16 protein-coding genes are annotated in these 19,771 nt (G+C 54.4%); 9 read left to right on the top strand and 7 right to left on the bottom strand.

Going from position 1 to position 19,771, the window contains the following annotated elements:
* Nucleotides 1-10: 10 nt before the first annotated feature.
* Together Pla22_RS24290 and Pla22_RS24285 are read right to left on the bottom strand one after the other, a co-directional pair.
* On the bottom strand, nt 11-1,870 hold the full coding sequence (locus Pla22_RS24290) for a hypothetical protein (protein ID WP_242632311.1): 1,860 nt from the start codon (nt 1,868-1,870) through the stop codon (nt 11-13).
* Nucleotides 1,870-3,927 carry a multiheme c-type cytochrome gene (locus Pla22_RS24285; protein WP_242632310.1) on the bottom strand — a complete coding sequence of 686 codons (2,058 nt, stop codon included), beginning with the start codon at nt 3,925-3,927 and terminating at the stop codon, nt 1,870-1,872. The genes Pla22_RS24290 and Pla22_RS24285 overlap by 1 nt, the downstream gene beginning before the upstream one ends.
* 356 nt (nt 3,928-4,283) lie before the next feature.
* Between Pla22_RS24285 and Pla22_RS24280 the strand changes: the two genes are divergently transcribed.
* Nucleotides 4,284-4,802: a hypothetical protein gene (locus tag Pla22_RS24280; protein ID WP_165440818.1), complete on the top strand. Its 519-nt coding sequence runs from the start codon at nt 4,284-4,286 to the stop codon at nt 4,800-4,802.
* A 244-nt stretch (nt 4,803-5,046) separates the two neighbouring features.
* Complete coding sequence (locus Pla22_RS24275) at nt 5,047-5,931, top strand: hypothetical protein (RefSeq protein WP_146517493.1); 885 nt, start codon at nt 5,047-5,049, stop codon at nt 5,929-5,931.
* 96 nt (nt 5,932-6,027) lie between these two features.
* Here Pla22_RS24275 and Pla22_RS24270 read toward each other — a convergent pair whose 3' ends face one another.
* On the bottom strand, nt 6,028-6,609 hold the full coding sequence (locus Pla22_RS24270; protein ID WP_146517492.1) for a hypothetical protein: 582 nt from the start codon (nt 6,607-6,609) through the stop codon (nt 6,028-6,030).
* A 336-nt stretch (nt 6,610-6,945) separates the two neighbouring features.
* Here Pla22_RS24270 and Pla22_RS24265 point away from each other — a divergent pair, with 336 nt between their 5' ends.
* The gene (locus Pla22_RS24265; protein WP_146517491.1) at nt 6,946-7,848 is read left to right on the top strand and encodes an HDOD domain-containing protein; all 903 of its coding nucleotides are present in this window, start codon (nt 6,946-6,948) and stop codon (nt 7,846-7,848) included.
* Nucleotides 7,849-8,088: 240 nt separating this feature from the next.
* On the opposite strand, the gene Pla22_RS24260 is transcribed toward Pla22_RS24265, so the two are convergent.
* Nucleotides 8,089-8,970, bottom strand: a complete 882-nt coding sequence (locus tag Pla22_RS24260) for a helix-turn-helix domain-containing protein (protein WP_146517490.1) — start codon at nt 8,968-8,970, stop codon at nt 8,089-8,091.
* Nucleotides 8,971-9,332: 362 nt separating this feature from the next.
* Between Pla22_RS24260 and Pla22_RS24255 the strand changes: the two genes are divergently transcribed.
* From Pla22_RS24255 to Pla22_RS24245, 4 genes are all read left to right on the top strand, one after another.
* Nucleotides 9,333-10,415 carry a sigma-70 family RNA polymerase sigma factor gene (locus tag Pla22_RS24255; protein ID WP_146517489.1) on the top strand — a complete coding sequence of 361 codons (1,083 nt, stop codon included), beginning with the start codon at nt 9,333-9,335 and terminating at the stop codon, nt 10,413-10,415.
* A gap of 210 nt (nt 10,416-10,625) precedes the next feature.
* On the top strand, nt 10,626-12,002 hold the full coding sequence (locus Pla22_RS25600; RefSeq protein ID WP_207310478.1) for a hypothetical protein: 1,377 nt from the start codon (nt 10,626-10,628) through the stop codon (nt 12,000-12,002).
* Between the two features lie 165 nt (nt 12,003-12,167).
* Complete coding sequence (locus Pla22_RS26025) at nt 12,168-12,266, top strand: 50S ribosomal protein bL37 (protein ID WP_390620303.1); 99 nt, start codon at nt 12,168-12,170, stop codon at nt 12,264-12,266.
* Nucleotides 12,267-12,339: 73 nt separating this feature from the next.
* The gene (locus tag Pla22_RS24245; RefSeq protein ID WP_146517488.1) at nt 12,340-12,864 is read left to right on the top strand and encodes a 3-hydroxyacyl-ACP dehydratase FabZ family protein; all 525 of its coding nucleotides are present in this window, start codon (nt 12,340-12,342) and stop codon (nt 12,862-12,864) included.
* Between the two features lie 93 nt (nt 12,865-12,957).
* Here Pla22_RS24245 and Pla22_RS24240 read toward each other — a convergent pair whose 3' ends face one another.
* The gene (locus Pla22_RS24240; RefSeq protein WP_146517487.1) at nt 12,958-13,740 is read right to left on the bottom strand and encodes an SDR family NAD(P)-dependent oxidoreductase; all 783 of its coding nucleotides are present in this window, start codon (nt 13,738-13,740) and stop codon (nt 12,958-12,960) included.
* Between the two features lie 104 nt (nt 13,741-13,844).
* Between Pla22_RS24240 and Pla22_RS24235 the strand changes: the two genes are divergently transcribed.
* On the top strand, nt 13,845-15,209 hold the full coding sequence (locus Pla22_RS24235; RefSeq protein ID WP_146517486.1) for a DUF1552 domain-containing protein: 1,365 nt from the start codon (nt 13,845-13,847) through the stop codon (nt 15,207-15,209).
* On the opposite strand, the gene Pla22_RS24230 is transcribed toward Pla22_RS24235, so the two are convergent.
* Both Pla22_RS24230 and leuS read right to left on the bottom strand, forming a co-directional pair.
* Nucleotides 15,206-16,249 carry a Gfo/Idh/MocA family protein gene (locus Pla22_RS24230; RefSeq protein WP_146517485.1) on the bottom strand — a complete coding sequence of 348 codons (1,044 nt, stop codon included), beginning with the start codon at nt 16,247-16,249 and terminating at the stop codon, nt 15,206-15,208. The genes Pla22_RS24235 and Pla22_RS24230 overlap by 4 nt on opposite strands.
* A gap of 72 nt (nt 16,250-16,321) precedes the next feature.
* Nucleotides 16,322-19,165, bottom strand: coding sequence for a leucine--tRNA ligase (leuS, locus tag Pla22_RS24225; protein ID WP_146517484.1), 2,844 nt, complete (start codon nt 19,163-19,165; stop codon nt 16,322-16,324).
* A gap of 349 nt (nt 19,166-19,514) precedes the next feature.
* Between leuS and Pla22_RS24220 the strand changes: the two genes are divergently transcribed.
* On the top strand, nt 19,515-19,733 hold the full coding sequence (locus Pla22_RS24220) for a hypothetical protein (RefSeq protein ID WP_146517483.1): 219 nt from the start codon (nt 19,515-19,517) through the stop codon (nt 19,731-19,733).
* The last annotated feature ends 38 nt before the right edge of the window (nt 19,734-19,771 follow it).

Genomic DNA, 19,771 nt, shown 5'->3' with positions numbered 1-19,771 from the left:
TCGTTTCAAACTAGAACTTCCAACGATACTCCATTCGCGTCCCATATACATCGTCGAGTCCTCGTCGCCATCCGTGCATGACGTCAAAACGTAGCAAGCTGCGGTGCGATATCGGAAATTGATATCGAGAACCGATGCCGAATTGGTCATCGGGCACTTGTCGGTTCAGATTGCCGTGCGGGGTCAGGTAGGATGCCTCGAGCAGCCATTGGCGGTCCAGGTCGTCACCCAGGATGTCGATGCCGATACTGCCGCCGGCTGTATCGCTAGCGGTCGGATCGAGTGTCGCGAAACCGCTAAGTCCATCGGTGTCGAAATTGATTCCCGTGTTTCGAAGGATTCCCCCAGAAACACCCGCGCGAGCGACGGATTGAGGGCGATCCCAACCAACAAAGAAGTTCGCGTACGGAACTACTCGAAGCGGCGATGAGGTGATCCAACTATTTTCAACCAACAGCAACGCTCCGTCCGCCGTGCGATTTGCCTTCGGCCCTTCTTGGCCCGTGTTGACGATCACACGCACACTGTTGCTGATTCGATCAAAGTACCGGCGCGTGAAGCTGGTTGTGATGTTGTGGTAGCTGCGATCGGAGTTATTGCGATCATTCAGGTAGGCATAACCTGATTCGATGTACCCGCCATAAGCTTCGATAAACCAAGCAGTCCCGAAGGCCTGGGCTGCGTGTTCATCGGCACCAAACGCGGTCGAATTGATTTGGTCAAAGGCGGCGAAGAAAGTGGCGTCGTAGTTCGACCAGTTGAACAAACGCGAATGACGCGAAGGTAGCGAGAACGCAGCACCCGTGACTGCGTCTTCCATCCAAATTCCGTTTTGAAACAGCAGTGGGACTAGTCCCAGAGTGATTGGTAACTCCATGGGAGACGATTGACCTGTGACGCCACCCCACATCGCACCTAAGTCGCCTTCGAAGAATCCCGTCACGGGGGTGAAATCAATTTCGTCTTCGAAACGCCAATCGCCAGCCACCCTTTCCCAACGCGTGAATCTTCCGCCGCTATCGATCGGTCCCACGAACGCGTGGAAACGTTCGGTGTCTGTGATCCGCAAATCGAGATCCAAGTTCAGCCGGTTGGCCCAGTTGTCGGTCCGCCCCGCCGCATTACGTCCGGTGGCGATACCCGATCGAAAGTCACCGTACATGTAGAATTCAGGTCGCACCATGTTCGTCTTGCCGAACCAATTGCGACCGCGAGGCGTGATGCCGTCACCGTAGAAGATTCGTCCCCATTCGATCCACGGATGCTGTGTCGGGACAGCACGCTTGGCATCGTAAACCCACTGTTCACGATCTCCATCGTGATACATCGCGGCGTTTGGCAACGGAGTCGCAGAGAAATCGTTGTATGCAAATTCCGTATCGCAGGCGTTCACCGGACCGCCAGGAAGGCTTAGTTTGAACGGCAATGGGTAGTGAGAAGATTCGTCCGAGAATGATTCCGACATCGGTTGGGTTGGCGAGTTCGATGCGGGCCTCGCTAAAAAATCCGACGTCGAGTTTGGCGGCAAACTCGCTGGTAAATGGCTTTGAGCCGAGGGGGCAACATAGTGCGGGTTGCGTACAAGGTTTCCCGTTCCGGCAACCTTGAAGGGCACAGTCGGATATTCAAGCTGACTGAACGGCGGCATGAACTGCGGCATGAACTGCGGCACGAAGGTTGGGCTGGTCGTCGTTTCGGTTTGCTCGGTAAGAACAAAGCCGCCGTCGACCTTCTTCACGACGCGATGAGGTGCCGGCGCTTCAACGCGCGGCAATCGCATGGGAACGGTATCCGGTGCTTCTTGCGCCGACGCGGAAGCAGCCTGCAGGCCAATCGCTAACGCTACGAGTGTGTTGTGTATCTTGGCCATCACTTCACCATGAACGTGTGGCTGCTGGTGCAAAGGTCCAACATGTTTTCGTTCATCCGACGAATCATGTCAGGTGTGCATCCAATTTGACGCATGAAGTACATCGGTTCGGTGCGATTCCTCATGCGAACACTTAAGCGGTAAGTCCCTCGTCGTTGCATCGCTGATGCGGGAATGTGAAATTTCGGATTGCGATGGTCTAGCGGGGCAATGGAATGCGCTTCCATTCGAATCAAGGGAGGGTGATTCAGCACGGATACCGGAACGGCTCCTGGTCGCAAGAACACCAACTGGTCCAAACTAAAGTTCAGCGGAAGGGCGGCTTCGCGATCAGTCCCGCGAACGTTGTTGATCAGAAACTTAGTTTGCAAGTTGAACAGGTCTTTGTCGCGAGGAATTCGATGCTTCGCTACTTCGACCGAGTGCATGTCGGCGAGGTCAGCGTTGCGGTCGAGATAACCGCTTTCCCAAACTCGTTTTCCGGTTGGGTCAATCAGTGCGACATTGAGCCATAATTGCGGCTGAGCCCCGAGCGAACCCGTTGGCAGATTATGCCCTTCGCTTGAGTTTTCGACTCGATACGAGATTGTCATGCCTTGGCCCGCTCGTGGTTTTGTGATGAAGTGCGGACCTTTGACCTTTAGTCCGGCTTCCATCGTCATCACCGCGTTGGATCGCTTTTCATGAGCCTTCGCTAGGTTCTCGTCGATAACCTTTCGTCCGTCCCGACGATCATCGGTGTTGTCCCAAGGCGCAGGGAAATGCATCCCCGGCGGCACGTTGCGTTCAAACTCTTCGGTTCCCCAGCCAGCTTCGTAATCAAATTCCAACCACTCTCTTGGTGAGTAGTCTTTGGCTTTGTGGTTAAGAGGAAAAATTCCTGGGTGAGCGATTGAATATCCCGGACCCCAAAATCCGTGATAGGACCGTTTCTTGGGTTCGCCATATGGCTTACCGCTTAGTTCCGCGATCGTTCCGCATTCGTAGCCGGCGGGCTTACCAGGGACGGCGCCCATGTGGCAATCCGCACAAGAGATTCCTTTGGCAGCCGCCGGCCCGTTTCGATATTGGCCATGGACCACTTCGAGGAAAATACCGGGATGGACCGCGACTTGGTGACAGGAGACGCAGATGTCGCTGTTCTTCAACGGTTCAAAGAAATAGCTCGATCCGTGAATGTCTTGGCCGGGGCCGGTTTGTCCGGCTGCGGGTTTCAACTTGAGTTTTTCGGATTGCGAAAGCGCGGTTGCCAGTCCATGGCCGCCCGTTGCGCCACCGACGGGTGCGTGGATATCACCAGGTTCGATGCGCCGATCGCCGTTGCTTCCGCGCCAGTAGTGTTCGCGAACACGATGACAGGCGATGCATGTCACGCCCTCACGCACTACGGGCGGTGCGTCGAGGATGCTTGCGTGTCGCGGGATCTTGAGTTGTGTTTGAACGGGGGAGTGACATCGAACGCAGAACGAACCGACGGTGCCCTGTGTCAATTCAGTCATTGCTTGTTCAAAGCGATTGAACATTGGCGATACTGCCGCGTAAGCATGACCGCTCGAACGCCACTCATCGTAATGGCCAGGGTGGCACGCGCGACACGATTCGGCCGAGGGATAGCAGTTTTCGGTCCACAATTTTTCGTGAGGATCCGGCGCGCTTGGGGCCTGCTTGATCGGCTCGGGCACGGCTGCCGAAAATTGGCTTAGCGGGTCGTCCCCTCCGAAACCTTGGTCGAGTAAGTCACCGCCACTTAGCAGGTCATTCCTGCCGAGCAGGTCATCTCCACCGACTAGATCGTTTCCCCCAAGCAAATCATCGCCGCTTAGATCACCGCCGCCCAACAGGTCGTCTTGTTCGGATACGTCCTTATCGGGACGCAGGGCGAGGCGATAAGGAGTTCCGGTCGATCGATAAGCATCGGCCCGTTTCCCGTTGGAAGATTGCCAGTGCGGGTTTTGCGCAATCGCTACTGAACCGTTTGAAAAATCGCTGATGGCTGCCAAGCACGTTAACGCGATCACAACCGCCATGCGTTTCGACAGGGCTGAAGGCTGGTACATTGGCAGTTAGGAAATCGCGTACGGGGGCACGGTGACGGGTCCGTTTTACCCATCGACACGAAACGACCCCTGTAATGGGATTGTTGGGTCTTGGCGGAGCAATCGGCATCACCGTCAAGGGTTGCCAGTGGTAATGCCCATTTGGCGTTCGTTCTTTAGAGATTGGCTAAAGTTTCCGGCCTAATCGGCAGAGATGGGGTAGGCTTCCTGTGAGAGCGATTCCCTGGGATGAAAAACTAGTGATCGCACTTTTTAACGCTCCACGGGGGGAGCCGTTTCCTTATCTACGCCCACCCATGGGAACGTTTGGCATCGCCCAAGCTTTCCTAGCGCCCGACGCGCGGAGTCTCGACACGATGACGACCCAGAATTTGACTGACGGAATGATCGAACACGATTTCTTTCGCTGTGCCCTGGACGAAGCCCATAGTCGCGGGCGGATCACCGTCGGACGTAAAACCGCTACGGTCCAAGTTCAAGACACATCGATCGACGGTTTCACTGTTCTGATTTCGAAAAAAGAGGCTGGCAAGTTAAAGGTCGGCCAGTCGTGGATACTCGAACACGACGGAACACGCTTCGAAGTCAACGCCCAGTGGTTCTTCAATGCACCCGATGGAACCGTGCAGGTAGGACTTCGACGACTTCGTGATCTCACGCCTCCACCGAAACTTCAGTGTGCATCACTGTGGGGACGTTTGGGTGGCGGAGTTTCGCAATCGGCAACCTCGGCAGCCGGCTTCGGTGGATTTGTGATGGTGTTGTTCTGTGCTATGGCTTTGCCGGGCCTGGGAGAACAGCTTGGCACTGCTGCTCGCATCCAGGGAGCCGTTCGCTGGCTCTTTTTCGAAGCTAGCTCAGTCTTCACTTCGTAGTCATGACTTCATAACTGGGACCAATTTACAACTGCGACGATCGACACCGCTTTTACCGCACTTGTCGGTGGTCCTTCCCAAGTAATAGATGGCTGCGGTCCTGCTTGGTCCGATACGGGCGGGCTGCCACGTTGCCAAGCTTGCGCACACTGCGATTGGTCAGTTTCGGTCTTGTCGCCAAGCCTCGATTTTGACATCCTGCCGACGTGAAACTGGAACCTCGTCGAGTAGGGAGACTACGAACGTGAAATTGCGTGCCTTGAAGATCGCTTGTTGGTTTGTTGCCGTTGGATTGGTGATTGCACCGGCCGTTGCCAAACCAGCCGCCGCTGCAGATCCCGAAACGTACCAGCTTCGCTACAAGCTTAAGGCTGGCGAAAAGATTCGTTACGAAGTCACTCACGTCGCCAAGACCAAGACACGGATTCGCGGCGAAGAAGAAATTAGTAACGTTCATACGGTCAGCGAACGGCACTGGGATGTTTCCGAGGCAAACGAGACGGATTTCACATTCAATCACATCATCGATTCCGTCGAAATGACGCAGCAGCAGGGCGACCAAGAAGAGCTCCGCTGGGATAGCGCCAGTGGCGAGGAACCCAATCAAGTGTTCGAAAAGGTTGCTGAGCAAATTGGGCAGAAACTGGCGACCATCAAGATTGATACTCGCGGCGAAGAGTTAGAGCGAGAAGACTTTGGCGGTACGAAAGCTCAGCTCGGCATGGGGTCGCTTGCACTCGCGCTCCCCGAGCAGGCACTTGCTATCGACGACACGTGGACCGTGCCTCGCGAAGTTAAGGCTCGTACCGATGACGGCGAAGTGAAGACGATCAAGATTCAAGAGGTTTACAAGCTCGAGCAAGTGAAGACGGGTGTTGCAACCATCTCCATTCGCAGCGAACCGCTCACGCCTATGGGCAGCGATTCAATCAAGGCTCAAGTCATTCAGCAACTCAGCAACGGCGAAATTCGCTTCGATATCGATGCCGGCCGCATGATTAGTAAGAAACTGGATTGGGATGAAACCGTAGTTGGATTTCAGGGGCCTAACAGCATGATGGAATACCGGGCGCGGATGACCGAGCAACTGCAAGACGGTGCGCAACGCACGGCTCGTCTGCCTAAATAGCAAATAGCCTGGTCCAGAGACCTTCAAAGCCTTCAAGTTCCACCGACGCCTCAAACCAATTGTGCCGAGTGCATTTTGCACTCGGCATTCGTTTTATCAAGAATGGGTGTCTTGCTGAGGCTTGGGTGTTGAGGTGATCGAGATTGCCACCGCCACGGCGGCAACTTGCAAGATCGCGAACGTTAAAGGTGGCAATCGCCGCACGGCATCGAGTGTCGCTTGGACCCAATGTGGTTCACGATTCTTCTGCACTTCGATCCAGCGATTGATCGACTTCGTCATTACCGGAGTCTGGTATTGCGATTCGTCATGCCAGTCCGACGCGAATTCCCAGCCCTGCGAAGTTCGGCGCCATCCCTCGGGGACATACGCGTAGGACGCAACCTCACGCATCGAAGGTTCTTGGGACTCAGTGACAAGAGTCTCTCGATACAAGGTGTCTGTGTCCTGAGACTCTGTTTGCAAAAACTCTGGAGCGTCGGTTTCCGAGGGCCAAGCTAGCGCGTTGGACGATTCGAGATCCCTCATCGAATGGCTCTGCTCTGCATAGCCCGGTGGTCGCGAGTACGCGCCAAGCAAGCTGACAACCAAAAACACGAGCGTGCATATGGTTGCTTGTTGAGTTGCCCATCGCTTCAGTCGTGATCGATCAGCAGGGTGAATGTGAGGCAAGTGCATGCCAGACACTTACGCACATGGTGATCCGCTTATTTGAGGAATCGACGCAAGTTCAGCGATGTCAAGCGTTTAGCGTTGGGGACGAGAACAAGGCCAGGACACCGTGTGGAGGCCAAGCAACGTTCATGATGCGATTTCGCCTCATATGTTGAAGAAACGGCCAAGGCTGCTCCGTCGTTACCACCGGTACGACCGGCAAACCACCAGATCGATTTGATGAACAGAATGATTTCTCTTTGGCGTCCATTCCGCTTCAGAGCCGGGATCAAGCTAGGTTTCTTTTGCAGCAATCCTTCCTGGCTACCCCTCACTATCTAACAACGAATAAGTCTTGCGATGACGACCATTACAAAAATCCAACTTGAAGACGTCTTTCGCAGTGAAGTCCTGCCGGCATTGCCCAGCAGTGCCATCAGCCTCTTGCAGATGTCTCAGAATTCACAGTGCGGTCCCAACGATTTTGCTAAGCCGATCGAGGCGGACCCCGGCTTGATGGGGCAAGTGTTGAAGTTCGTCAATTCGTCTTACTTCGGGTTCAGCCGTGAAATCGTCAGCGTGAACCAAGCGTTGACCTTGGTGGGAACGCGAGCGGTTACCAACTTTGCACTTTGGAACGCCGTCTTCAGCGTTATCCCGAATCCAAAGTTCGGTCCCTTCGATTTGAAGGCTCTGTGGCAAGACTCACTTCGCCGCGCCATCTTCGCTCGAAAATTAGGCCGAGCGCTTTCGGTTTCTAACTCAGAAGATTTGTTCGCCGGAGCATTGTTGCAGGACATGGCGATTCCCTTGTTGCTTAAGGAACTGCCTGCCGAATACGAAGGGTTGGTTCAACGTCGTGCCAGCGAAGGTCGTCGCTTGAGCGGACTTGAAAAAGAGATGTTCGGTTGGGATCACGCGGAAGCAGCCGCGATGTTGGCCGAGCGATGGAACCTTCCCGAGGACTTTGTCGCGTTGATCAAGATGCACACGCACTTGGACGACTTGCTCGAAGCGGACTGCAAGTCACTTAACGAAAAGCAAATCGGAGCTGCCTGTGTTGCGCTCGCTTCGCTGCTACCGTCGTGCAACGATCTTGAATGGGACGAACAAGCCGAGTTTCAATCTGGCTACGAACGACTCAGCGGCAAGTCCAGTGAAACGTTGGCCGAGCTGTTCGATGAAGTCGACGAATCCAATGCTGACTTCGCACCTCTGATGAAGTTGCCTGCCGCCAAGAAATCTCTTCGAGAATTTGTCTAAGTCCAACGGTAAATTTCCGGCCGGTTTGAAATAGCGAAAACCGCATTGGTAGCATCTTTTCGTCGGTGGTTTGGGGGCATTCCACCATCGATAAGCTGCCAATGCGGTTTTTCAGTTTACAAGCAAGATCCACCGGTGTTTTGCACGCGCGCGTCAGCGGAATGCAGTGCTAGTGGACGGCTCATTGAGCCTTATCCATTTCAGCCTTATCCATTTCAGCCTCATCTATTTTAGCCTCGTCTATTTTAGCCTCATCATGGCGGCAAGTTCGGTGAGATGACCAATGCTGTCGCAAAACGCGGTGTAGCGTAAACGAGGTCGAATTTGGTCGGTAAGAGCTTGGCCGCCAATCAACATCGTTACGTTTTCCCCCAAGGAATCAGCCAGCCGATTCTGCTCGATTACAAATGATGGTGCGTCGTCAATATGCGACACGCTCAACCACATCATTTCAGGTTGATAGTCATGGGAGGCTTGGACAAAGCTATCCCAAGGCAAATTGCAGCCGAGATTGACGGCATTCCAGCCCACTTCTCGAAGTGCCAACTCCACTAGCGCCGTCGGTAGCTGGTAGATATCACCAGTGGGTGTACCGCCAATCGCGATCGGTGCATCGTCGCGAAGGGGAGGCAAACCGGCACGCAATTCACTAATCAACCGAATGCAGATTTCGCAGCCTCGTCTCTCTTGATAGACGTCTACCGAATTGCATTGCCACGCGGCCCCCACTTCATGCATCGCGTCGGCGATAAAGAACTCTGCCGCTTCGCTCCTTAGCATCCCCTGATCCAAACGATGCTGCAGGACCTTCCGGCAAGCCTCCTCGTCGCCGTTAACGATGGCCTTGCGGAATGCCCGCTGGTCCGGGTCGTCGCTGCCGGAAATTTCACTCGACCGTCCGACTCCCAGCTTGGGGAGTCCTAGAACTTGAGGGGCTAACAATTCACGACCTGACGTTTCCAAAAAATCTCTTAGCCCGTCCAACGTGATTCGCCGGTGTCCGCCCACCGTGCGGATGGTGGCGATGGCGCCCCGATCACACCAACGTTTCAGCGACGATTCGCTGGCGCCTAAGGCTTCAGCGACTTGCTTGGGTGAATACTGGGGTTGGCGGGCTGCCATGGCGGAATGACCTTCGGGGTCGATCGGACGGACGTTTTGGACGATTGCATGGACGATTTCAGATTGCGTTGGATTGTAGGCGACCAGTCAATGATGGGCAGCGAGGGACAAATCGCGACCTAATCAGTTTTGTCGAAAAGCCGCACTGCGAATCAATTTAGAGGGATATCGGCGAAAAAATAAAGACTTTGTTGGATAATTCGCTTGCCGAGGTTGCGAATCACCGATATACCTAGTGGACGTTTTGGATGAAAAAAACGTTCACACCGTCCATCTTGGCATGTTGTTTGTTGTTGCTCAGGTGAACGTTCATTGAAGTTGTTGAAAGTCTCGCTCACCAGACAAGCCTCGGAGCTCCTCAAATGCCAGCCGCCACCTCACTCAAGCGAGTGCCTGCGAAAAAGTCGCGTGCCAGTGCTCAAACCACGCCTTCGAAGACGCCCGCTCGGATCCCGGCCTGGGTTCGCTGCTCCGAGTTAGAAGTCGCTAACCACGACGTTGATCAGCAGTGTCGAGACTACCGGGATGCCGATAACGAAACCCTGCGGGCTGCCACCAAACTTTGGCTCAAACGAGAATTGGCATTCATTACCAATACGCGGTTCTCGGATCCTGGGATGGGAGCCGAGGTGTTTGCTGGAACGCTTGGTCTATCGCCGCGAAAGACCGAATTGGGCATGGCGACGTTGCGTAAAAGCGGGATTGATCTACCCATTCACCTCAGTCGTCTCTGCGAGGCTCCGTTGCTGAAGCCTGAGCAAGAAGTGATGTTGTTCCAGCGAATGAACTTTCTGATGCACCAAGCGTCCGTGCACCGCAGTTTGCTCAACCCTGAACGTCCTTCGCGAGTTCGCTTGGAACTGATCGAACGTCTGGTGGCACTGGCGGAATGGCACCGTGATCGCATTGTCGAAGCGAATTTGCGGTTAGTGTTCTCGATCGTCAAGAAGTTTGTGAACCCCAACAATACCTTCGACGATCTTCTTAGCGATGGCATCATCGGATTGATGCGAGCAGTCGAAAAGTTCGACTTCGGGCGAGGTTTCCGTTTCAGCACTTACGCAACCCAGGTCGTTCGCCGAAATTCGTATCGCACTGTTGTGGAAAATCAAGAAGACCGACAAAAGGTGCTTGGTGGTCTGCAGGATATGGAGATCGAGATCAGCGACGAGAAGCGTTCCAGCGCGATCAGCGAAAAACGCTGGCATGAGCTAAGGGCACGCATGGCTGTGATGCTTAACGACTTGGATCGAAGAGAAAAGCTAATCATCCGTGCTCGATTTTCCCTGGGATCGCATCGAAAAGTCCACACGCTTCAATCGCTGGCTGATCGACTAGGAATTTCGAAAGAACGAGTTCGTCAATTGGAGCGCCGGGCGATGGAAAAGCTGCGTCAAATGGCCGGCGATATCGAATTGCCGGATTTGCCCGTCGACGCAGCTTAAAGAGAAATCCAGTCCAACGTAGGCGTCCGTCACCCACGCGTCGCCCACAGACCCGATCGTGCTTTTTGGCAAAATTCGTGGGTTTTGACTCACGTTTTTAGCCTTTCCCTAGTTTGCTGAATTGCCCTACACTCCCGCAGGTCTGATTTCGAGCGGGATGCACGAATGCTCCTTCTGTCAGGCACTACCCACTGATGGAGTCTCCGCGGCATGGATGCCCGAACCTCTGTGTGCCTTCGTGGCATACCCGCAGCCGGCTTGCTTTTTCTACTTGCCCTGGTTGGCACCACCGCAGAAGCCGCTGGGTTTCGCACTCAGAACTTCATCATTCAAGCTCCAACGCCTGCCTTGGCTCGATCGGTGGGCGAAGCGGCCGAAAACTACCGCGATCAACTCGCCGAATACTGGCTCGGCCAACGATTGCCGCCATGGCCTACGCCCTGTCCTGTTCGAGTGGTATCGGGACCAAACTTGGCTGCGCAAGGGGTCACGACGTACAACCGATCGCCGGTGCGAGATTTCCAAATGGAGGTCGTTGGCACGCCTGAGCGGATTCTCGACAGCGTGTTGCCGCATGAAGTAACGCACACTGTGCTCGCAACTCATTTTGGTCGTCCATTGCCCCGCTGGGCTGACGAAGGAATCTGCACAACGGTTGAGCACGAATCCGAACGAAGTAAGCACGAAGCGAAGTTGCGGGAGTTTTTAGGTTCACGCCGAGGCATCGCAATGAACCGTTTGTTTCTGTTAACGGAATACCCTAGCGATGTGCTGCCGATGTACGCCCAGGGATACTCGGTGTGCCGATTTTTGATCGAACAGCAAGACGCGCAGACGTTCATCACGTTCCTGCAAGACTACATGCAGAACCCATCCTGGACGGCGAATATTAAGAAGCATTACGGATACGACTCGCTCGCTCAGTTGCAGGAGTACTGGTTGGCTTGGGTGGCCGAAGGCAGTGGCCCGGTCGCAAAATTTGCCAAACTGCAACCTCGGACTTCCAACCCCGGATCCCGTTCATCCAATCCCAACTTAGCGCCATCCTCGCCGCAATCTGCGATCGCACTGGCAAGTGGTCAATCGCCACCATTCCAGCAGCAGCCCGATCGCCTCAATGCTCCTACGGTGCCTCGCGATATCGCATCTCAAGATTCCCAAGCGACCGCTCTGGCAAGCCTTTCTGACGGAGGTTGGTACAAACGCCAACAACAAATTCATCAAACTGGTGCTGCTGTTCCTGTGGCGGCGAATCAGCCGAACGCCGGAGCGGGGCTCGCCAGCAATGCGATTTCGAGACCGCCAGAAAACCGCCAAGGACCTGACAACCGCCAAGGGGTCAATGATCCACGTGCCAACGGACAACAATCCCGGGTTGCCACCTCGGGAAACCAAGACGATTGGCAAAGCCAAGCGATCGTTCGTCAACGAAACCAGCAACCGATCGCACCCATGATGCCACCCTCGGTTCGCAATAGCGGACGATACAGTTCGGCCCAGCCTCAACCTGAAATGGGGATGTCCCGGGGTGGTTCAGATCTAAATTCGGCGGCAAATTGGGCTGATGGTACCGCTCGATACCGCTAGTGTCGCCTCACCGAATCACGTATGTTTCGCGAAAATTCCTGACTTTGGCCCACGCGTCCGTGGGTACACGTCGCGGGCATTTCATGCTATCTTTCTCGATTCGGGTACCGTCGACATCATTCGGCCCAACCCGTTTCCAACGTTTCCTCTATCCAGTTTGAGATCATGGCGAAGCCACACCATAAACTTAAAAAAGCCAACCACGGCCGACGTCCGGCAAGCGCCAAGGCGCGTAAGGCCAAGCGTCGAAAGGTGAAGACCTAAACAAGTTGGTTTTCCAGCTTGCCGCAGTCATCCTCTTTCCACAGTCTCGCACAAATGACTTTTGAAGACGGCCGTGAAGAGTAAATTCATCATCGACCCCTCGCTGCTTGACCTCGATAATCCCATTGCGGACATCGAGGCGATTCGCAAATTGAATCCGCAGCGATTTGAAATGGAACAGCTCACCGCGATCCTTTACGAGGATCTCGAGACGAACTGCTGCGCCGCCCTTAAAGAAATTACGGACCAAGAGTTTTGGGTCCGTGGCCACATGCCCGGAATGCCGTTGATGCCCGGCGTGGTCATGTTGGAATGTGTGGCTCAGCTTTCGAGCTACTTCACCCAAAAGAACGATCTGCTTGGCGCCGAGATTGTCGGTTTTGGCGGAGTCGACGATGTGCGGTTTCGCGGCGTCGTAATGCCTGGCGATAAATTGATCCTGATGGTCAAGCTGGTTAAGGCTCGCCGAAATCGAATGATCGTCGCTTCCTTCCAAGGAGTCGTGGGTGATTTGATTGTCGTTGAGGGAACTTTGAAGGGGATCCCGATCCCGGTCGAAGCAATCGAAAACGCGATGGCTGAGAAGCTTTCTTCCTAGAAGCAGCGGTCTAGAGCAGCGGTCTACAGCGGCGCTCTCGAGCATCGGTTCGTGACGCTGTCTTCGTTCGATCCGCTTATGTTTCGATCCGCTTTATGCTTTGGACTTTGCGAGAATCGCATTCAAGAGTGGTGGCGAAAGTCGATCGGCATAGACAAGTGCCTTCCCACCAAGGCTCAACACAACCTCGCTGCGCCGCCAGCGGATTGCAGCAATCGTTGAGCGGGCCACTTTTTGGGGAGACCAGCTTCCCAGGCTTTTAGATGAGCTGTCGGAAGCGGTGTCGATGAGCGAGTCAAAAAATTCGCTGCGGGTCGTGCTAGGGCTCACCAAGGTGACCTGAATTCCGTCGCACGCTAGTTCGGCACGAAGCGAATCGCTGAACCCGTGAATGGCAAACTTACTGGCGCAGTATTCGCTTTTGTTCGGAACTGCTCGGTGACCTAGTACGCTGCTGATGTTGCAGATCACCGGTGAACGCCCGAGTCGCAAAGCTGGGATGCAAATGCGGGTCAGTTCAACGGGAGCGAAAAAGTTCACTTCCATGATTTGCCGCAGTCGTTCCGGGGAAGCGTCCGAGAACGGTCCGATCGCTCCGATGCCCGCGTTATTGATCAGCAAGTCAAGTCGGCCGTCGCCTTGGGTTGTCGCCACGTCTAAAACGCGTGATCGCGTTTCCGGTTGGGTGATGTCACCTACAACGGTGGACAGCGATCCATTGGGAACGGTACCCGCAAGCTCTTCTAATCGTTCGGCCCGACGAGCAACCGCGACCACGTGACAACCAGCCTGGCACAGCAATTGGCTAAGCGAGGACCCAATTCCACTGCTCGCACCCGTCACAATCGCAATCGAGTTTTTCGGTTTCCAGTGCATCAGCAAATCCCTGTCGTCATTAGGCGGCCACGCTAGGTACAATAGCGGTAACGTAACGTTCTACAAATGCGTCTGGAATTACTGAGCTCTTACGAGAAATCAACATGCCTCGAAACACTCACGCTCAAAGTCTGTCCCGCCGAACCGTCTTGCGGGGGATGGGGACCGCCGTTGCGTTGCCGCTGCTAAACGTTATGTCTCCCACCCGTTTACTTGCTGCGTCGGCGTCCGACGGAAAGCCGCCATTGCGGATGGGATTTTTCTACGTTCCCAATGGCATGCACATGCCTGACTGGACGCCGAAGCAAGACGGATTCAAGTTCGATCTTCCTCCCACTCTAGCTCGAATTGCTGATCACCAAAAAGACATCAACGTCCTAACGGGGCTTACTCTCGACGGAGCCCGCGCACATGGGGACGGGGGCGGTGACCATGCTCGAAGTGTTGCTGCTTTCTTGACCGGGTCGCATCCTCGCAAAACCAATGGGGCGGACATTCAAAACGGCATCTCGGTTGACCAGATGACCGCGAAGTACGTTGGCGACAAGACGCGTTTTGCGTCGCTTGAACTTGGTCTCGAAACAAGTGCCCAAGCTGGCAATTGTGACAGCGGATACAGTTGCGCCTACGCATCGAACATGTCGTGGCGAGGCCCGACCAACCCAATGGCGAAAGAGATTGATCCGGGCGCCTTATTTGATCGATTGTTTTCGGGCCAAGTCGTCAAGGAAACGAAGCAAGCCATTAGTGTTCGCGAAAAGTATCGCAAGAGCATCCTTGACTTTGTGCTTGAGGATGCGAAACAACTTCACAAAACGCTGCCGCCCGTGGACCAGCGCAAGCTTGATGAATACCTGTACTCGGTTCGCGACGTTGAAAAACGTGTCGGCGGTGCAGAGAAGCTCCGCATGAGTGAAGACGGCGTGCCGGATTACCCAAGGCCGAGCGGCGTGCCGAAAGAACTAAGCAAGCATGCCGAACTAATGATGGACATGGTCACGCTGGCGTACCAAACCGATAGCACGCGTATTCTTTCGTTCATGTTCACTAACGCTGGTAGCAACCGATCGTATCCGGATATCGGAGTCACCGAGGGGCATCATGAATCCTCGCACCATGGCAAGAGTCCGCATAAGCAAGATAACATTGCGAGGATCAATCGATACCACATCGATCGCTTCAATTACCTGTTAAGCCGCATGAAGCAGGTCCCCGAAGGCAACGGTACGTTGCTGGATAATTGCATGTTGGTTTACGGCAGCGGCATCAGTGACGGTGATCGCCACAATCATGACGATTTGCCGATCATCTTGGCCGGCGGTGCCGGCGGGCGAATCAAAACCGGTCGACACATCCGATACCAGAAAGAAACGCCTCTGTGCAATCTTTACGTATGGATGATGCAACAGATGGGTGCGAAAGCCGATAGTTTTGGAGACAGCAAGGGACCGCTGGACAAGCTAAGTTAACCGAGCTTGATGGTTTTTCCCGTTGCCGCGCTGTCGTAGATAGCGCGGATCACTTCAACACTGCGGCGACCTTCGTGACCATCTAGGATCGATGGCCGATCCTCGTTGATGGAAGCGACAACTTCTTCAAACAGCAGGCTATGTCCGTGATGGCCGATCGCTTTGGGATCACCAGCACCACCACCGGTCTTGGTTTTGCCAGCCATGGTCTGGCGCACCTGTTCATCGTCGGCTGTTTCTTCGGCAAATTCCCATTGCTTGATGTCTTCTTCTTCCAAGATAGCCGTGCCATGCGAGCCACTGATTTCAATTCGTTTCAGTGATCCCGGATACGCAGTCGTGGTGGCTTCGATCACACCAAGGGCACCGTTTTTAAAACGCAACGTCGCAACGGCAACGTCTTCGACTTCAATGCGCTCGTGAGTCATTGTCGCGGTCATCGCACTGATTTCAGCAACATCACCCATCAACCAAAGCAACAAGTCCACGGAATGGATCGCTTGGTTCATCAACGCTCCACCGCCGTCGAGTTTCCAGGTCCCGCGCCAGGCACCGCTGTCGTAGTACTCTTGGCTTCGATACCACTTCACGTAAGCATCGCCCATGGTGATTTTGCCAAAGCGTCCCTGCTCGACGGCAGTCTTCATTAATTGGCTAGATTCGTGAAAGCGACTTTGGAAGGTGACTGCCAATCGCACGCCAGCCTCATCGCACGCCTGGATGATCTCGTCGCAGCGTTCGGTGGTAACTTCTAGTGGTTTCTCAACCACCACATGCTTGCCCGCGCGAGCGGCCGCCACTGCGGGATCCAAATGAGCGCCGCTTGGCGTGCAAACCGAAATCACCTGAATCGAAGGATCGGCAAGCATCGATTCAATGGATTCAAAGGCTTTCACGTTGTGCTGAGCGGCAAATTCCGCTGCCGCATCTGGACGCCTAGCCGCCACGCCCACGAGATGAGCACCTTTTGCGTCCGCGATTGCGCGAGCGTGAAAGTTCGCGATCATGCCGCAACCGATGATTCCGATGCCAATACTCATAGTGCTTTTATCTAACAGGGAGGGGATAAGGGAGGAGGGGAAAGCGGAGGTTTCTTGAGAGGACCGAGTAGCTTACTTGACGACCAAGTTGACCAAACGTCCTGGCACTACGATCTGCTTCACAATCGTTTTACCTTCGATCAGATCCTTGATTGCGGAATCAGCCAACGCGACTTTGGCGAGGTCATCCTTTCCGATGTCTGCGGCAACCTGCAGCTTGGCCTTGATCTTTCCGTTTACCTGAACCGGGACTTCAATCGTCGATGAGGCTATCGCTGATTCGTCCCAGGTCGGCCAAGGCTGACGAGCGATCGAACCGGTCCCACCAAGTTTCGACCACAGTTCCTCTGCCAAGTGAGGAGCGTAAGGCGCTAGCAAAATCAGGAATGTGTTCATTGTCGCTCTTGGACGAGAATCACTCTTGCTGAAGTGATTGGTGAACTCCATCATTCGCGCGATCGCGGTGTTGAAGCTCATCGCTTCGGTGTCTTCGGTGACTTTCTTGATCGTTTGGTGAAGAACCCGATTGTCGTCTTCGTTTAGCGATTCGTCGTTGATGGCTGAATTCAAATCGTCGTTGTCGGATCGAGAATCGACGATCATCCGCCAAACGCGATCAAGGAAGTTGCGTACTCCGCCGACTCCATCCATCGACCATGGTTTGGTTGCTTCGAGTGGCCCCATGAACATTTCGTAAAGTCTTAACGAGTCGGCACCATACTCGCGCACGATGTCGTCGGGGTTTACCACGTTTCCACGGCTCTTGGACATCTTGTCAGCCTTCGCCAACACGCCAATGTCTGTGCCCGAAATGGTGGTCTTGCCTTTCTTCTTTTCCGTTTCGTCGTCACGAAGATCCGAATGGTCATCGATGTGACGAAGAACAACGGTCGCTTTGTCACCTTCGCCAACGGTTGTTCCCTCCAAGCCAATATCGGCAAGCGTCGACTTGGATTCTTGGTAGGCGGTTGGCGACATGTGGTACTGGGGCGCACCCAAGATCATGCCTTGGTTGACCAGTCGGCCAAATGGCTCGGGTGTCGAAACATGACCTCGGTCGTACAGGACCTTGTGCCAAAACCGCGAGTAGAGCAAATGCAAAACCGCGTGTTCCGCGCCGCCGACATAGAGGTCCACGGGCATCCAAGCCTTCTCAAGTTCGGGGTCGACCATTGCGGTCTTGTTCTTGGGATCGATGTACCGCAAGAAGTACCAGCAAGATCCTGCCCACTGAGGCATCGTATTAGTCTCGCGACGATAGCGTTTGCCGTCGATCGTGGTGTACAACCAATCGTCGTCCGCCTTAGCCAATGGTGGTTCGGGCCGACCGTGCGGTTTGAAGTCTTCCAAATCGGGAAGCGTTACGGGTAATTGATCAAACGGGACCGCTCGCTTGATACCGGTGGGTTCGTTATCAGCGTCAACTTCATGCAAGATGGGAAAAGGTTCGCCCCAGAAACGTTGGCGACTGAATAGCCAATCTCGCAATTTGAAATTGACGGCTTCGCGTCCCAAGCCATCGTTGGCCAGCGAAGCCGTTACTGCTGCCTTAACTTGTTCGGTGGTTTGCCCATCAAATTCACCGCTGTTGATAGCTTGACCTTCGGCGACGAAGCAGACTTCGCCAGCGAGGATCGCTTCACGGTCTTCGAGGTCCGCCGGTGGATCAACGACGGGAATCACGGGCAATTCGAATTGCTTAGCAAATTCAAAGTCGCGATCATCGTGCGCCGGTACCGCCATGATCGCGCCGGTTCCATAGCCCGCCAGAACATAATCAGCAATCCAAACTGGAATCGGTTTGCCGGTGACCGGATTGATCGCGTGTGACCCAGTGAAGACGCCCGTTTTTTCCTTGCCGCCATCCGTGCGTTCGCGATCGCTCTTGAAGGACGCTTTTTCGCGGTAATCGCTTACAGCTTGGCGTTGTGCATCTACGGTCAACTTGTCCACGAGCGGATGCTCTGGCGAGACGACCATGTAGGTCGCACCAAAAAGCGTATCGGGGCGGGTGGTGTAGACACGAAGCGAATCGTCGTCTGCGACCTCGGGCAGTCCACCCGATTTCCGTTGGCTGCGCCATGTCGAGTCGTCGGTGCCACCGATGTAAAAGTCGACCTCGGCTCCTGTGCTACGGCCGATCCAATCCTGTTGCAACTTCTTAATCCCGACTGGCCAATCGAGGTCGTCGAGCCCTTCGAGCAATCGTTCGGCGTAGGCGGTAATCCGCAGCATCCATTGTCGAAGGGGGATTCGTTGGACGGGATGGTCGCCACGGTCGCTCAGTCCGTCTTTGACTTCCTCGTTAGCGAGGACTGTGCCCAAGGCGGGACACCAGTTCACCAATGCATCATCCTGGTAGGCCAAACGCTTTGAATCCCGATAGGCCTCGATGCTAGCTTGGCCTTCCTGGCGGATTGGGTCCGGAATCGGCAGTTCCGAAATGGGGCGACCTTTGTTGGATTCCTCGTCGAACCAGGTGTCAAAGAGTTCTAGGAAGATCCACTGGGTCCACTTGAAGTAATCCTCGTCGGTAGTAGAGAGAACACGATCCCAGTCGTAACTGAAACCCAGCATTTTCAGTTGCCGAGTAAAGTTGTCTATGTTTCGCTGAGTTTGAATTCGCGGGTGTTCGCCCGTCTTTATCGCGTGTTCCTCGGCGGGTAAACCAAATGCATCGAACCCCATCGGATGCAGAACGCTGATCCCACGGGCTCGACAGAAGCGAGAAACGATGTCGGTAGCGGTGTAGCCCTCCGGATGCCCCACATGCAATCCGTCACCACTGGGGTAGGGAAACATGTCCAAAATATACCGTTTTGACGCCTTGGGCAGCCTGTCGGTCGCAAATGTTTGATCTGAGTCCCAAAAAGACTGCCATTTCGGTTCAATTTCGGACGGGTTGTAGCGTGCCATGTAAGAAGTGGGCCAACAAAGGAGAATTGAACACGCAGCGTGTGTTGCTGTGGATTGTTCAGATGCGAACGGTATATATCTGCGATTGCTGGTGGATTTTAGGCGTTTAGTCCCGTGGCGAAAGGTAGGATTGAGCAAGAGAATAGAAGTTGCATGGCGCAGGCTGTTAGATTTGGCAGGTTGACCGAAGAATTCGGTGGCCTTGACGCAGTCACCAAAGCGTCGAGGGCTCTGCATCGAATTGTGTCAGTCTCAATTCCCTAGATGTGACCTTGGTACGATAGGGATAACCGGCACCTTCAATTCGACATTCGACGAAAAACGGGAAAACTCGCAAGTGAAATCAGTGATGGACAGCAGCTTAGAAAAACGTCAACTCTGCGAAAAAGTGACGACCGCACTGCGCCGAAATGGACTCGAGCATGTGCAATGCGTCGAGGACGTGCAGGGTCTAAAGCTAACCGGCCATGTCGAACGGGAAGAAGACCGTTCAGTGGCATTCGCACTTGCCCGTACCACTATGGGTACCGAAAAACTGATCAACGCGATCGAAGTGCGATCGGAATAATTGGTTCACGTTCAGCTTTGGCTAGAAAGAGAATGTCG

The sequence above is a fragment of the Rubripirellula amarantea genome, from assembly GCF_007859865.1.
In the GTDB taxonomy this organism is placed as follows: Bacteria; Planctomycetota; Planctomycetia; order Pirellulales; family Pirellulaceae; genus Rubripirellula; species Rubripirellula amarantea.
This window is presented reverse-complemented; position numbering and strand designations above follow the sequence as displayed.

Coding starts and splice junctions, on each gene's coding strand:
- Pla22_RS24255 (WP_146517489.1), top strand. CDS start 9,333: ATGCCAGCCGCCACCTCACTCAAGCGAGTGCCTGCGAAAAAGTCGCGT.
- Pla22_RS24240 (WP_146517487.1), bottom strand. CDS start 13,740: ATGCACTGGAAACCGAAAAACTCGATTGCGATTGTGACGGGTGCGAGC.
- Pla22_RS24280 (WP_165440818.1), top strand. CDS start 4,284: ATGACGACCCAGAATTTGACTGACGGAATGATCGAACACGATTTCTTT.
- Pla22_RS24270 (WP_146517492.1), bottom strand. CDS start 6,609: ATGCACTTGCCTCACATTCACCCTGCTGATCGATCACGACTGAAGCGA.
- Pla22_RS24235 (WP_146517486.1), top strand. CDS start 13,845: ATGCCTCGAAACACTCACGCTCAAAGTCTGTCCCGCCGAACCGTCTTG.
- Pla22_RS24290 (WP_242632311.1), bottom strand. CDS start 1,870: ATGGCCAAGATACACAACACACTCGTAGCGTTAGCGATTGGCCTGCAG.
- Pla22_RS24260 (WP_146517490.1), bottom strand. CDS start 8,970: ATGGCAGCCCGCCAACCCCAGTATTCACCCAAGCAAGTCGCTGAAGCC.
- Pla22_RS25600 (WP_207310478.1), top strand. CDS start 10,626: ATGGATGCCCGAACCTCTGTGTGCCTTCGTGGCATACCCGCAGCCGGC.
- Pla22_RS26025 (WP_390620303.1), top strand. CDS start 12,168: ATGGCGAAGCCACACCATAAACTTAAAAAAGCCAACCACGGCCGACGT.
- Pla22_RS24265 (WP_146517491.1), top strand. CDS start 6,946: ATGACGACCATTACAAAAATCCAACTTGAAGACGTCTTTCGCAGTGAA.
- Pla22_RS24230 (WP_146517485.1), bottom strand. CDS start 16,249: ATGAGTATTGGCATCGGAATCATCGGTTGCGGCATGATCGCGAACTTT.
- leuS (WP_146517484.1), bottom strand. CDS start 19,165: ATGGCACGCTACAACCCGTCCGAAATTGAACCGAAATGGCAGTCTTTT.
- Pla22_RS24285 (WP_242632310.1), bottom strand. CDS start 3,927: ATGTACCAGCCTTCAGCCCTGTCGAAACGCATGGCGGTTGTGATCGCG.
- Pla22_RS24220 (WP_146517483.1), top strand. CDS start 19,515: ATGGACAGCAGCTTAGAAAAACGTCAACTCTGCGAAAAAGTGACGACC.